Raw genomic sequence first — 12898 nt, 5'->3', positions numbered from 1 at the left:
GGATGGTGGAGAGTTGAGTGATGGGGTTTGATCAGATACGTCAGCGCCGTTTGTCTGACGACATTGTCGAGCGACTGGAAGGGATGATTCTCGAGGGCACGCTGAAGTCCGGCGAACGTCTGCCGGCCGAGCGGGCGCTGGCGGAACAGTTCGGCGTTTCCCGGCCATCGTTGCGCGAGGCGATTCAGAAGCTTGCGGCCAAGGGTTTGCTGGTCAGCAAGCAGGGCGGTGGCAACTATGTCGTGGAAAGCCTCGGTTCGACGTTCAGCGATCCGCTGCTGCAATTGCTGGAAAGCAATCCCGAGGCGCAGCGCGATCTGCTGGAATTTCGCCACACGCTGGAGGCATCGTGTGCCTATTACGCAGCATTGCGCGCCACGGATGTGGATCGCGAACGACTGACGGCTGCGTTTGAAGAGTTACAGGACTGCTATTCGCGTCATGATGAAGTGAGCCGGGCGGAAGAGGGCGCGGCGGATGCGAAATTTCACCTGGCGATTGCCGAAGCCAGTCACAACGCGGTGTTGCTGCACACCATTCGCGGCTTGTTCGATCTGCTCAAGCGCAACGTGGTGACCAACATCGGTGGCATGTACAAGCAGCGCACGGAAACCCGCGACATGCTGATCACGCAGCATCGGGAATTGTATCTGGCGATTATCGAGGGGCGCGCGGAACAGGCGCGTGAAGTGTCCAGTCGACACATTCTGTATGTGCAGGAAGTGCTGGAAGAGGTGCGGCAGGAAGTGCAACGCATGGCTCGCGCCGAGCGGCGCAAAGGGATGTAGGCATGACCGTTCCCGTGCCGGGCGCGGGAACGGTCATTCGGGCAGAAGAATCAGTCTTCCTTGCCCTTGTTGCGCACCGCACGCTGCAACTCGCGACCGGCGTCGCGTTCGCGTTCGGTATCACGCTTGTCGTATTCCTTCTTGCCCTTGCCCAGTGCGATCTCGCACTTGACCATGTGCTTGCTCCAGTACCAGGACAGGCACACGCAGGCGTAACCCTTCTGCTGCACGGCGGCGGCGAGCTTGTCCAGCTCGCGGCGGTTGAGCAGCAGCTTGCGGGTACGCACCGGGTCGGCAATGACGTGGGTGCTTGCGGTCATCAGAGGCGTGATGTGGCTGCCGAGCAACCAGGCTTCGCCATCCTTGAGCAACACGTAACTGTCGACCAGTTGCAGTTTGCTTGCCCGCAGACTTTTTACTTCCCAGCCGGCCAGGACCAGACCAGCCTCGAACTTGTGCTCGATGAAGTAATCGTGTCGCGCCTTTTTGTTTTGCGCGATGGTCCCTGTTGGGTGTTTCTTCTGTTTAGCCATAGGGGCGGCATTATATGGAGATAAACGGCTGTCGGCTACGGTGATGCTGCGTGCTTGAGCAGGTTGAGTGAATCCCGGACAATGCGGCCTCTTTTTCTAACGCTTGGGCGTGATAAACGATGTCGACAGACAAGGTTTCTGTCCACGGCAGTTGGGCTAGCCGCTGGGTTTTCATATTCGCCGCGACCGGTTCGGCCGTGGGATTGGGCAGCATCTGGAAATTCCCCTACATGGTCGGGGTCTACGGTGGCGGCGCCTTCGTGCTGATGTTTCTGGCGTGTATCGCGCTGATCGGCATTCCGGTGATGCTCGCTGAAACCCTGATCGGCCGGCGTGCCCGTCAGAGTCCGGCGAATGCCCTGAAGGTGCTGGCGCTGGAAGCCGGGCACTCTGGCAAATGGTCATGGGGCGCGTTCGCCGGGATGATCACGGCGTTGCTGATCCTGTCTTTCTATAGTGTGGTCGGCGGCTGGTCGCTGGATTACATCATTGATATGGGGCGCGGGGACTTCCAGGGTGCGACGGCCGATCAGGTCGGGGCGTACTTCGGTAATGTCATCGCCGACCCGTGGCGCATCACGCTGTGGCACACGGTTTTCATGCTGTTGTCGGCTGTGGTGATCGCCAAAGGTGTGGTCGCCGGTCTCGAGCGTAGCCTGCGGATCATGATGCCGCTGCTGTTCGTGATGGTGCTGGTGTTGCTGGGTTACAGCATGACCACCGGGCATTTCATGGAAGGCGTGCACTTCATGTTCGACTTCCACCCGGAAAAAGTCCTCGACGGCTTGCTGCCGGCCATGGGCCACGCGTTCTTCTCGCTGAGCGTGGGCGTGGGGTCGATCATGATCTACGGCGCCTACATGACCAAGGAAGCCTCGCTGTCCGGCACGGTCGTGGGAGTGGCGCTGCTTGATACCTTCGTTTCGCTGGTGGCCGGTCTGGCCTTGTTTCCGATTGTGTTCGCCGGCGGTTTGAACCCGAGCGAGGGCCCGGGGCTGATGTTCGTCAGTCTGCCATTTGCTTTCGGTAACGTGCTTTTCGGCCAGTTGATGGGCGTGGTGTTCTTCGTTCTGGTGGCCATTGCCGCCTGGAGCTCGGCAATTTCTCTGCTGGAGCCGATGGTCGCCTATCTGGTCGAGCGGACTAAAATCAGTCGTGCCTGGGTGACATTCTGGTTGGCGTTCACCTGCTGGTTCGTCGGCCTGGGCACGGTGTTTTCCTTCAATATCTGGAAGGAAGCCAAATTTTTCGTGAACGATGGCGGGGTGTTCCATCTCTACCAATGGGGTGCGGCCGGTGGCCTGGACTTCTTTGGCGTGATCGACTTCTTCACCTCGCGGATCATGTTGCCACTCGGCGGACTGTGCTTCGTGCTGTTTGCCGGTTGGGTGATGGGGCGTGAAGCGGTGCGTGACGAATTGTCGATTCGCAGTCCGGCGCTGTTCGCCCTGTCTCTGTTCTTGATGCGCTATGTGGCGCCCATCGGCATTCTTGTAGTGTTTGCCGCCCAGCTCTGGAAGTGACGCTTACATGACGACACATATTCAACGATCGGCGCTGCTGCCTTACCCGGCGCAATTTCTCTACGACCTGGTCAATGACGTGGCGCGTTACCCGGAGTTTTTGCCGTGGTGCTCGTCTGCTGAGGTTCTGGAAAGCTCGCCTGAGCATATGCGCGCCAGTGTCGGCGTGGCCAAGGGCGGCCTCAGTCAGCACTTCGTGACGCGCAACACGCTGGTGCCGGGGCAGTCGATCGAGATGAACCTGGAGGAGGGGCCGTTCAATCAGCTGCACGGTGTCTGGGTGTTCAAGGCGTTGAACGAAAAGGCCTGCAAGATCAGTCTGGATCTGTCTTTCGACTACGCCGGTCCGCTGGTCCGTGCGACGCTCGGTCCTTTGTTCAATCAGGCGGCCAATACGCTGGTGGATGCGTTCTGCCAGCGTGCCAAGCAGATGCATGGTTGAGCCGGTGATTGAAATCGAAGTGGTGTATGCCGCCGTTGATCGTCAGGTTATGCGTGTAATCAGTGTCGCCGAGAGTGCGACGGTGCGTGCGGCGCTGATGGCGTCCGGGATTGACGCTGAATTTCCGGAGCTGGATCTGCAGAGCTGCCCTTTGGGGATCTTCGGTAAAGTGATCGCTGATCCGGATGCTCGACAGGTTCAGGAAGGCGATCGCATCGAGATCTATCGACCGTTGTTGGCCGATCCGAAAGAAGTGCGTCGTCTGCGTGCCGCCAAGGCTGCCGAAGCCAAGGCGCGAAATCAGTAGGCTGGCCAAATGGCAGGCAATAAAAAACCCGGTATTTCCGGGTTTTTTATTGCGTCGCAAATTATTGCGGCGAGGTGTCCAGCGGTTCTGGCGTTGGAACCGGAACGGTTTCCACACCATCGACGTCCTTCTGGATCTGATCCAGCAAGGAGCCTGGCTTGGCCGGTTTTTCCGGTTTCGGCTGCTCGACGTTTTCAGCAGGAGTGGTCATGCTGGTGCCACTGTCCTTGCCGAGAATGGCTTCGTCACGGCTGACGCCCGGCATGAAGTCACCGGACAGGCTGACAAGGCGGTCATTCGAGTCGAAAATGACACTCATGCGTTCCTGCTGGCGTTCACCGCCACCAGGTTGCAGGCTGTACAGATAATCCCAGCGGTTGGCATGGAACGTGTCGGCAAGCAGAGGGTTGCCCATGATAAACCGTACTTGCGGCCGGGTCATTCCCGGGCGTAACTGGTCTATCATGTCCTGCGTGACGACATTGCCCTGCTGGATGTCGATTTTGTAAACCCCGGGGAATGAACAACCGGCGAGTGCGAGCAGTCCCACAAAGGTGAAACTGGTTAGCAAGAGCTTGGTGTTTTGCATCGGTGGGCGACTTCCACTATCTTGGCTGGGACAACGTAAACGCCGATCATACCCGCATTAAGAGAAGCTGCGAAGCAGCATCGCGAGAAAGCTGACCATGGTTGAAAATAGCGAACTACGCAAAGCCGGCCTCAAAGTGACCCTGCCACGGGTCAAGATCCTGCAAATGCTCGACTCTACAGAGCAGCGTCACATGAGTGCCGAGGACGTCTACAAGGCGTTGATGGAAGCTGGCGAGGACGTCGGTCTGGCCACGGTTTACCGTGTTCTGACCCAGTTCGAAGCGGCTGGCCTCGTGGTCCGTCACAACTTCGACGGCGGCCACGCGGTATTCGAATTGGCCGACGGTGGCCACCACGACCATATGGTCAACGTGGAATCCGGTGAGGTTATCGAATTCGTCAGCACCGAAATCGAAAAACTCCAGAAGGCAATCGCCGAGGAGCACGGTGTCGAGTTGGTGGATCACAACCTGGTGCTGTACGTACGCAAGAAAAAGTAAGCATGTCGCGCGAATTTCAGGTTCGCGAAACGAGCGAAGGCGACCCAAGGGTCGCCTTCGTGCTTTCTGCGGTGCTTAAACCTTTGCGGTAACGACCATCTTTTTCGCGTGCGCCAAGGACTCTTTGGTCAGATCGATGCCGCCAAGCATCCGCGCGACTTCTTCTATACGGTCATTCTTGCTCAGCTTCGAAACGGCCGTGTGAGTGGCCTGCTCGCCTCGCACCTTGTGCACGAACAGATGTTGGTGCCCCTGCGCCGCGACTTGTGGCAAGTGTGTGACCGTCAGTACCTGTCCGCGATCTCCGAGGCGACGCAACAACTGGCCGACGATTTCGGCCGTCGGACCGCCAATGCCCACGTCCACTTCGTCGAACACCAGCGTCGGTACGCGAGAGGTCTGGGCGGTAATCACCTGGATGGCCAGGCTGATCCGTGACAGCTCACCGCCGGACGCCACTTTGGCCAAAGCCTTCAAAGGCTGGCCCGGGTTGGCGCTGACCAGCAGCTCGACCTGTTCCAGGCCATTGGGTTGCAGTTCGCTGCTGTTGTTGGCGCGCAATTCGATGGTGAAGCGACCGCCGGGCATGCCCAGGCGCTGAATCTCCTGCTCCACCGCGCTGGCCAGACTGCCGGCCGCCTGGTGACGCAGCTCGCTCAGTTCCCGGGCCTTTTCCTGATAGTGGCGTGCATAGGATGCGAGTTCTTCGGCGAGGCGTTCGATGGATTCATCGTTGGCGTCCAGGGCTTCGATTTCGTCGAGCAGTTTCTGCTGCATCTCCGCCACTTCGGTCGGCTGAATACGGTGTTTGCGTGCCAGTGTGTAGATGGAGTCCAGACGTTCTTCCAAATATTGAAGGCGCGCCGGATCGGCATCGAAGTTGTCGAGAAAGCGATTGAGTTCGCCAACGGCTTCTTCGACCTGGATCTGCGCACTGGTCAGCAGGCTGCTCGCTTCACCCAGCGCGCTGACCGAATTGTTCACGCTCGACAGGCGATTGAGGCTGGCCGTCAGGGCATTCAGGACGTTGCCGGAATCGCTTTCGCTGCATTGCTCGACCACTTGTCGGCAGATGCCGAGCAGGGTTTCGGCGTTGGTCAGGTTCTTGTGTTCCTGCTCCAGCTCTTCCAGCTCGTTTTCACCGAGACCGAGGTTTTCCAGTTCCTCGAGCTGGTAGCTGAGCAGTTGATGGCGCGCGCGCTGTTCGTCGCCGGAATTGGAAAGGCGTTCCAGCTCCTGACGAGTCTGGCGCCAGCGCTGGGCGGCCAGATGCACCTGTCGCGCCAGATCGGTGGCCCCGGCGTACTCGTCGAGCAGGCGCCGGTGGGTGTCGGTCTTGAGCAGGGATTGGTGTTCGTGCTGGCTGTGGATGTCGATCAGCAGCTCGCCGAGCGCCTTGAGGTCGCCGAGCGGGCAGGGCGTGCCATTTATATAGCCGCGTGAGCGACCTTCGGAAGTGATGACCCGGCGCAGGATGCACGGACCGTCGATTTCCAGGTCACGTTCCGCCAGCCAGGCGCTGGCCTCGGGGATGTCGGCCAGATCGAAGGTCGCCAGGATGTCGGCCTTGTCGGCGCCCGGTCGAACCACGCCGCTGTCGGCGCGATCACCGAGCGTCAGGCCCAGGGCATCGAGCATGATCGATTTGCCGGCGCCGGTTTCCCCGGTAATCACGCTCATGCCGCGATCGAGTTCGAGATCGAGATGTTCAACGATGGCGTAGTTGTGTACGGACAGGTGCACCAGCATAAAGGCCGCTCCCAGGCTTCAGGTCTGGTTATTTATACAGTGTTTTGTTTCGGACTGACAATGCCCTCGCTTAGCTCGATGGGGATGATCCGATCAAATGCTTATCGCGCCCGGGAATGACAATGCAGCACTTTTTTGTAGGGTTAATCATTGTCAGCCCTTGAAGCCTGATTTTGCGGCCCCATATACCGGGGCAGAAGCGCGAATCGAACTCGCGGACGATATTGAAAGGAGAATTCTATGGCTGACGAACAGACAGTAGATACGCAAAATCCAGAAGCCAATCAGGCGCCCGAGGCTTCGGGTGATGACCTGGCGACCCGTGTACAAGTGCTCGAAGAGCAATTGGCCGCCGCGCAGGATCAATCGCTGCGCGTAGCTGCCGATCTGCAGAACGTCCGCCGCCGTGCCGAGCAAGACGTCGAAAAGGCGCACAAGTTTGCGCTGGAAAAATTCGCCGGCGACCTGCTGCCGATCGTCGACAGCCTGGAGCGGGGCCTCGAGCTGTCGAACCCGGATGACGAGAGCATCCGTCCGATGCGTGAAGGCATCGAGCTGACCCTGAAAATGTTTCACGACACCCTTGCGCGCTATCAGCTTGTCGCTGTGGCCCCGCAGGAAGGCGAGCCGTTCAACGCCGTGGAACATCAGGCAATGGCCATGCAGGAAAGTGCAGACCTTGAGCCGAACAGCATTCTGAAGGTGTTCCAGAAGGGCTACCAGCTCAACGGTCGCCTGCTGCGTCCGGCAATGGTCGTGGTCAGCAAGGCGCCGGCGCCAGTTTCGCCTTCGATTGACGAGAAGGCTTGAAATTAGCCGCAAGGCCCCCATTTAGAAGTCAAGCGTTTAAGTGCTACCGCAGTTGGCCACAACCACTGCGGCAACCAAATCCAAAGTTTCGGGAGAGTGAACATGGGCAAAATTATCGGTATCGACCTGGGGACTACCAACTCCTGCGTCTCCATTCTTGAAAACGGCGTAGCCAAAGTTATTGAAAACGCCGAAGGCGCGCGTACCACGCCGTCGATCATCGCTTACGCCAACGATGGCGAAATCCTGGTCGGCCAGTCCGCCAAGCGTCAGGCAGTGACCAACCCGCACAACACCCTGTACGCGGTAAAGCGTCTGATCGGTCGCCGCTTCGAAGAAGAAGTGGTACAGAAAGACATTCAGATGGTTCCTTACAAGATCGCCAAGGCTGACAACGGTGACGCCTGGGTTGAAGTGAACGGCCAGAAAATGGCTCCGCCACAAATCTCGGCTGAAATTCTGAAGAAGATGAAGAAGACCGCCGAAGACTACCTCGGCGAAGCAGTGACCGAAGCGGTGATCACCGTTCCGGCCTACTTCAACGACAGTCAGCGTCAGGCGACCAAAGACGCCGGCCGCATCGCGGGTCTGGACGTAAAACGTATCATCAACGAACCAACCGCAGCCGCTCTGGCTTACGGTATGGACAAGGCCAAGGGCGATCACACCGTGATCGTTTATGACCTGGGTGGCGGTACTTTCGACGTTTCCGTGATCGAGATCGCTGAAGTTGACGGCGAGCACCAGTTCGAAGTGTTGGCCACCAACGGTGACACGTTCCTGGGCGGTGAAGACTTCGACATTCGTCTGATCGACTACCTCGTCGACGAATTCAAGAAAGAAAGCGGCATGAACCTGAAGGGTGACCCGCTGGCGATGCAGCGTCTGAAAGAAGCTGCCGAGAAAGCCAAGATCGAGCTGTCGTCTGCTCAGTCGACCGACGTGAACCTGCCGTACATCACTGCAGACGCCACCGGTCCTAAGCACCTGAACGTGAAGATCTCGCGTGCCAAGCTCGAAGCTCTGGTTGAAGACCTGGTTCAGCGCACCATCGAACCTTGCCGCATCGCCATGAAAGACGCAGGTCTGGATGTTGGCGCGATCAACGACGTGATCCTGGTCGGCGGTCAGACCCGTATGCCGCTGGTTCAGAAGCTGGTTACCGATTTCTTCGGTAAAGAAGCACGTAAAGACGTGAACCCGGACGAAGCCGTTGCCATGGGTGCTGCCATCCAGGGCGCCGTTCTGGCCGGTGACGTGAAAGACGTTCTGCTGCTCGACGTCAGCCCGCTGACCCTGGGTATCGAAACCATGGGTGGCGTGATGACCGCGCTGATCGAGAAAAACACCACGATTCCTACCAAGAAGTCGCAAGTGTTCTCGACTGCCGACGACAACCAGGGCGCCGTGACCATTCACGTCCTGCAAGGCGAGCGCAAGCAAGCCGCACAGAACAAGTCCCTGGGCAAGTTCGACCTGGCCGACATTCCACCAGCTCCACGTGGCGTGCCGCAGATCGAAGTGACCTTCGACATCGACGCCAACGGCATCCTGCACGTAGGTGCGAAGGACAAGGCTACCGGCAAGACCCAGTCGATCGTGATCAAGGCCAACTCCGGTCTGTCCGACGAAGAAATCGAGCGCATGGTGCGTGACGCCGAGGCAAATGCCGAGGAAGACCGCAAGTTCGAAGAGCTGGCCGCTGCCCGTAACCAGGGTGATGCACTGGTTCACTCGACTCGCAAGATGATCGCTGACGCTGGCGACAAAGTGACTGCAGAAGAGAAGACTGCAATCGAAGCGGCCGTGGTTGCCCTGGAAGCCGCCGTCAAAGGCGACGACAAGGCTGCCATCGACGCCAAGGTTGAAGAGCTGTCGAAAGTCTCTGCGCCGGTTGCCCAGAAGATGTACGCCGAACAGGCTCAGCCTGCTGAAGGCGCGGCACCGCACGACGAGAAAGCTGAAAAGGCTGACGATGTTGTCGATGCCGAGTTCGAAGAAGTCAAAGACCACAAGTAAGTTGTTGGTCGGCCGGTTGACTGCCTTTGGGCACTGACTGGTAGGATGTCGCCGCGCGGGAGCTTGCTCCCGCGTTGGCGTATCTGGAATACGCGAATTTTTACAGCATGCGACAAGGTTCGGATGCTGGTGGTATGGCCGAAGATGCTCCTGCTTTTCGCGCCGAAAGTACCGCATGAATCAAAGACCAGGATCGTTGAATTGACGTGAGTTGGGTCCGGGCCTGTATTGGGGCTCAACGAGTTTGGCGAAGCTCAGGAGGGGTTTGCCGAACGTCCTCAAGAGTATGAAGAACTTATGGCTAAGCGTGACTATTACGAAGTGTTGGGTGTTGAGCGCGGCTCAAGCGAAGCAGACCTGAAAAAGGCCTATCGCCGTCTGGCGATGAAGCATCACCCGGACCGTAATCCCGATGACAAAGCGTCGGAAGAGCTGTTCAAAGAGGCCAACGAAGCCTACGAAGTGCTGTCCGATTCCAGCAAGCGTGCAGCGTACGACCAGTACGGTCATGCCGGCGTCGACCCGAGCATGGGTGGCGGCGGTGCAGGCTTCGGCGGTCAGAACTTCTCCGACATCTTCGGCGATGTCTTCAGTGACTTCTTCGGTGGCGGTCGCGGCGGTTCCCGTGGCGGCGCCCAGCGTGGCAGCGATTTGCGCTACACCCTGGAGCTGAACCTGGAAGAAGCGGTGCGCGGCACGACCGTGAATATCCGCGTTCCGACACTGGTCAACTGCAAGCCTTGCGATGGTTCGGGTGCCAAGAAAGGCTCGTCGCCTTCGACTTGCCCGACTTGCGGCGGCATCGGTCAGGTGCGCATGCAGCAAGGCTTCTTCTCGGTGCAGCAGACCTGCCCGCGCTGCCATGGCCAGGGCAAGATCATTTCCGATCCGTGCGATTCCTGCCACGGTGACGGTCGCGTTGAAGAGTACAAAACCCTCTCCGTCAAAGTGCCGGCCGGTGTCGACACTGGCGACCGCATTCGTCTGTCCGGCGAAGGCGAAGCGGGCACTCAGGGTGGCCCGACCGGCGACCTGTACGTGGTGATCAACGTCCGCGAGCACGACATCTTTCAGCGTGACGGCAAGCACCTGTTCTGCGAAGTGCCGATCAGCTTCGTCGACGCAGCCCTGGGCGGCGAACTGGAAATTCCGACCCTCGACGGTCGCGTCAAACTGAAGATTCCGGAAGGGACTCAGACCGGCAAGCAGTTCCGCGTACGCGGCAAAGGCGTTGCGCCAGTGCGAGGCGGTGGTGCGGGCGACCTGATGTGCCGTGTGGCCGTCGAAACACCGGTCAATCTGAACCGTCGTCAGCGTGAACTGCTGGAAGAGTTCCGCAGCTCCTTGGCGGATGACAACAGTCACTCCCCGAAAACCACCGGTTGGTTCGACGGTGTGAAACGCTTCTTCGGCGATCTGTAAGGAGTCGGCATGCGACGTATAGCTGTGATGGGCGCTGCCGGGCGCATGGGCAAGATTCTGGTCGAGGCGGTGCAGCAACGCGCGCCGTTGACCGGTCTGACGGCCGCGATTGTCCGCCCTGGCAGTACGCTGATCGGTGTGGATGCCGGTGAGCTGGCTTCGCTCGGTCGAATCGGTGTGCCGCTGTCCGGGAATCTGGAGTCGGTGGCGGAAGAGTTCGATGTGTTGATCGACTTCACCCTGCCGGAAGTCATGCTGAAAAACCTGGCCTTCTGCCGCAAGGCCGGCAAGGCGATGGTGATCGGCACGACCGGGCTGGACGCTGCGCAGAAGCAGTTGCTGGCTGAAGCGGGCAAGGATATTCCGATCGTGTTCGCTGCCAACTTCAGTGTCGGCGTCAATCTGTCGCTGAAGCTGCTCGACATGGCGGCACGGGTGTTGGCGGATGATGCGGACATCGAAATCATCGAAGCCCATCACCGGCACAAGATTGATGCGCCGTCGGGTACGGCCCTGCGCATGGGTGAAGTGATCGCCAATGCGCTGGATCGTGATCTGCAGAAAGTCGCGGTCTATGGTCGTGAAGGCCACACCGGTGCTCGTGAGCGCGAAACCATCGGTTTCGCCACTGTTCGCGGTGGTGATGTGGTGGGTGATCACACGGTATTGTTCGCCTGCGAGGGCGAGCGACTGGAGATCACGCACAAGGCTTCGAGTCGCATGACGTTCGCCAAGGGCGCGGTGCGTGCAGCGTTGTGGCTGGATGCTCGTGAGCCTGGTTTATACGACATGCAGGACGTGCTCGACCTGCATTGAGATGTTCTGAAGCCGGCGCAAACGCCCTGTTTGCGCCGGTTTTACTCCGCCGAGCGACGCCCTGTCGCATTCTCCGGCCTTTCGGCCTCATTGGCGGTAGACCAAAAATCCCTTTTTCTGTAAGCTACAGCTTTAGTGTGTCCACTAAAAGCGCGCAGAATAATTCAGTGAAGAAGCGGGGTGACGTGTCCATACGTCACTCCGCTTTTTTACAACCTGCGATTGCCCTTTCATGCGTTATTTACGGGAGGTCTTCTTGACTAAGCCAGCCATACTCGCCCTTGCTGATGGCAGCATTTTTCGCGGCGAAGCCATTGGAGCCGACGGTCAGACCGTTGGTGAGGTGGTGTTCAACACCGCAATGACCGGCTATCAGGAAATCCTTACCGATCCTTCCTACGCCCAACAGATCGTTACCCTGACTTACCCGCACATCGGCAACACCGGCACCACGCCGGAAGACGCCGAGTCCGACCGCGTCTGGTCCGCTGGCCTGGTCATCCGTGACCTGCCGCTGGTAGCGAGCAACTGGCGTAACACGATGTCCCTGTCCGATTACCTGAAAGCCAATAATGTTGTGGCGATCGCCGGTATCGACACCCGCCGCCTGACCCGCATCCTGCGTGAAAAAGGCGCACAGAACGGCTGCATCATGGCCGGCGACAACATCTCCGAAGAAGCGGCCATCGCCGCGGCGCAAGGCTTCCCGGGCCTGAAGGGCATGGACCTGGCGAAAGTCGTCAGCACCAAGACCCAATACGAATGGCGCTCCACTGTCTGGGATCTGAAAACCGATAGCCACGCGACCATCGAAGCCTCCGAGCTGCCATACCACGTGGTTGCCTACGACTACGGCGTCAAGGTCAACATCCTGCGCATGCTGGTCGAGCGCGGCTGCCGCGTCACTGTCGTTCCGGCACAAACCCCGGCTGCCGACGTACTGGCTCTGAAACCGGACGGCGTGTTCCTGTCCAACGGCCCTGGTGATCCGGAGCCATGTGACTACGCGATCAAGGCAATCAAGGAAGTGCTGGAAACCGAAATTCCGGTCTTCGGCATCTGCCTCGGTCACCAGCTGCTGGCTCTGGCCTCCGGCGCCAAGACCCTGAAAATGGGCCACGGTCACCACGGTGCCAACCACCCGGTTCAGGATCTGGACACTGGCGTCGTGATGATCACCAGCCAGAACCACGGTTTTGCGGTAGACGAAGAAACCCTGCCAGCCAACGTCCGCGCGATCCACAAATCGCTGTTCGACGGCACCCTGCAAGGCATCGAGCGTACCGACAAGAGCGCGTTCAGCTTCCAGGGTCACCCTGAAGCGAGCCCGGGCCCGAACGATGTTGCCCCTCTGTTTGACCGCTTCATCAACGAGATGGCCAAGCGACGCTAAGCGCT

13 protein-coding genes are annotated in these 12898 nt (G+C 59.0%); 10 read left to right on the top strand and 3 right to left on the bottom strand.

Features of this window, described 5'->3' with window-relative positions:
- Window positions 1-20: 20 nt before the first annotated feature.
- On the top strand, window positions 21-788 hold the full coding sequence (locus K5E37_RS15965; RefSeq protein ID WP_007953782.1) for an FCD domain-containing protein: 768 nt from the start codon (window positions 21-23) through the stop codon (window positions 786-788).
- Between the two features lie 50 nt (window positions 789-838).
- Here K5E37_RS15965 and smpB read toward each other — a convergent pair whose 3' ends face one another.
- The gene (smpB, locus tag K5E37_RS15960; RefSeq protein ID WP_007953781.1) at window positions 839-1321 is read right to left on the bottom strand and encodes an SsrA-binding protein SmpB; all 483 of its coding nucleotides are present in this window, start codon (window positions 1319-1321) and stop codon (window positions 839-841) included.
- A 119-nt stretch (window positions 1322-1440) separates the two neighbouring features.
- Here smpB and K5E37_RS15955 point away from each other — a divergent pair, with 119 nt between their 5' ends.
- From K5E37_RS15955 to K5E37_RS15945, 3 genes are read left to right on the top strand one after another with little or no spacing between them, the layout of a single operon-like run.
- Window positions 1441-2844, top strand: coding sequence for a sodium-dependent transporter (locus tag K5E37_RS15955; RefSeq protein WP_007953780.1), 1404 nt, complete (start codon window positions 1441-1443; stop codon window positions 2842-2844).
- Between the two features lie 7 nt (window positions 2845-2851).
- Window positions 2852-3286, top strand: coding sequence for a type II toxin-antitoxin system RatA family toxin (locus K5E37_RS15950; protein WP_003221509.1), 435 nt, complete (start codon window positions 2852-2854; stop codon window positions 3284-3286).
- Complete coding sequence (locus K5E37_RS15945; protein WP_221534418.1) at window positions 3279-3593, top strand: RnfH family protein; 315 nt, start codon at window positions 3279-3281, stop codon at window positions 3591-3593. Before K5E37_RS15950 ends, K5E37_RS15945 begins: the two co-directional genes overlap by 8 nt.
- Before the next feature lie 61 nt (window positions 3594-3654).
- Here K5E37_RS15945 and K5E37_RS15940 read toward each other — a convergent pair whose 3' ends face one another.
- Window positions 3655-4182 carry an outer membrane protein assembly factor BamE gene (locus K5E37_RS15940; protein ID WP_221534416.1) on the bottom strand — a complete coding sequence of 176 codons (528 nt, stop codon included), beginning with the start codon at window positions 4180-4182 and terminating at the stop codon, window positions 3655-3657.
- A gap of 97 nt (window positions 4183-4279) precedes the next feature.
- On the opposite strand from K5E37_RS15940, the gene fur reads away from it, so the two are divergent.
- Window positions 4280-4684: a ferric iron uptake transcriptional regulator gene (fur, locus tag K5E37_RS15935; protein WP_007953774.1), complete on the top strand. Its 405-nt coding sequence runs from the start codon at window positions 4280-4282 to the stop codon at window positions 4682-4684.
- Window positions 4685-4759: 75 nt separating this feature from the next.
- On the opposite strand, the gene recN is transcribed toward fur, so the two are convergent.
- Window positions 4760-6433: a DNA repair protein RecN gene (gene recN / locus K5E37_RS15930; protein ID WP_221534415.1), complete on the bottom strand. Its 1674-nt coding sequence runs from the start codon at window positions 6431-6433 to the stop codon at window positions 4760-4762.
- Window positions 6434-6673: 240 nt separating this feature from the next.
- Here recN and grpE point away from each other — a divergent pair, with 240 nt between their 5' ends.
- From grpE to carA, 5 genes are all read left to right on the top strand, one after another.
- A complete protein-coding gene (grpE, locus tag K5E37_RS15925) occupies window positions 6674-7243 on the top strand; it encodes a nucleotide exchange factor GrpE (RefSeq protein WP_221534412.1) in 570 nt (189 codons plus the stop codon).
- A 102-nt stretch (window positions 7244-7345) separates the two neighbouring features.
- Entirely contained in the window at window positions 7346-9262 is a 1917-nt protein-coding gene (gene dnaK / locus K5E37_RS15920; RefSeq protein WP_221534410.1) for a molecular chaperone DnaK, read from the top strand.
- 297 nt (window positions 9263-9559) lie between these two features.
- The gene (gene dnaJ, locus K5E37_RS15915) at window positions 9560-10684 is read left to right on the top strand and encodes a molecular chaperone DnaJ (RefSeq protein ID WP_007953765.1); all 1125 of its coding nucleotides are present in this window, start codon (window positions 9560-9562) and stop codon (window positions 10682-10684) included.
- A gap of 9 nt (window positions 10685-10693) precedes the next feature.
- Window positions 10694-11500 (top strand): 4-hydroxy-tetrahydrodipicolinate reductase, encoded by an 807-nt coding sequence (gene dapB / locus K5E37_RS15910; protein ID WP_221534408.1) that lies wholly within the window; start codon window positions 10694-10696, stop codon window positions 11498-11500.
- Between the two features lie 256 nt (window positions 11501-11756).
- Window positions 11757-12893 carry a glutamine-hydrolyzing carbamoyl-phosphate synthase small subunit gene (gene carA / locus K5E37_RS15905; protein WP_007953761.1) on the top strand — a complete coding sequence of 379 codons (1137 nt, stop codon included), beginning with the start codon at window positions 11757-11759 and terminating at the stop codon, window positions 12891-12893.
- Window positions 12894-12898: the final 5 nt, after the last annotated feature.

This window comes from Pseudomonas sp. RIT778 (assembly GCF_019718735.1).
Lineage (GTDB): Bacteria > Pseudomonadota > Gammaproteobacteria > Pseudomonadales > Pseudomonadaceae > Aquipseudomonas > Aquipseudomonas aphyarum.
The sequence above is the reverse complement of the archived record's forward strand: the minus strand, read 5'-3'. Positions and strand labels throughout refer to the sequence as shown.

Excerpts from the sequence above, each read along its gene's own strand:
- K5E37_RS15965 (WP_007953782.1), top strand. The coding sequence starts at position 21 with ATGGGGTTTGATCAGATACGTCAGCGCCGTTTGTCTGACGACATTGTC.
- K5E37_RS15950 (WP_003221509.1), top strand. The coding sequence starts at position 2,852 with ATGACGACACATATTCAACGATCGGCGCTGCTGCCTTACCCGGCGCAA.
- dapB (WP_221534408.1), top strand. The coding sequence starts at position 10,694 with ATGCGACGTATAGCTGTGATGGGCGCTGCCGGGCGCATGGGCAAGATT.
- K5E37_RS15945 (WP_221534418.1), top strand. The coding sequence starts at position 3,279 with ATGGTTGAGCCGGTGATTGAAATCGAAGTGGTGTATGCCGCCGTTGAT.
- dnaJ (WP_007953765.1), top strand. The coding sequence starts at position 9,560 with ATGGCTAAGCGTGACTATTACGAAGTGTTGGGTGTTGAGCGCGGCTCA.
- grpE (WP_221534412.1), top strand. The coding sequence starts at position 6,674 with ATGGCTGACGAACAGACAGTAGATACGCAAAATCCAGAAGCCAATCAG.
- recN (WP_221534415.1), bottom strand. The coding sequence starts at position 6,433 with ATGCTGGTGCACCTGTCCGTACACAACTACGCCATCGTTGAACATCTC.
- smpB (WP_007953781.1), bottom strand. The coding sequence starts at position 1,321 with ATGGCTAAACAGAAGAAACACCCAACAGGGACCATCGCGCAAAACAAA.
- K5E37_RS15940 (WP_221534416.1), bottom strand. The coding sequence starts at position 4,182 with ATGCAAAACACCAAGCTCTTGCTAACCAGTTTCACCTTTGTGGGACTG.
- fur (WP_007953774.1), top strand. The coding sequence starts at position 4,280 with ATGGTTGAAAATAGCGAACTACGCAAAGCCGGCCTCAAAGTGACCCTG.
- K5E37_RS15955 (WP_007953780.1), top strand. The coding sequence starts at position 1,441 with ATGTCGACAGACAAGGTTTCTGTCCACGGCAGTTGGGCTAGCCGCTGG.
- dnaK (WP_221534410.1), top strand. The coding sequence starts at position 7,346 with ATGGGCAAAATTATCGGTATCGACCTGGGGACTACCAACTCCTGCGTC.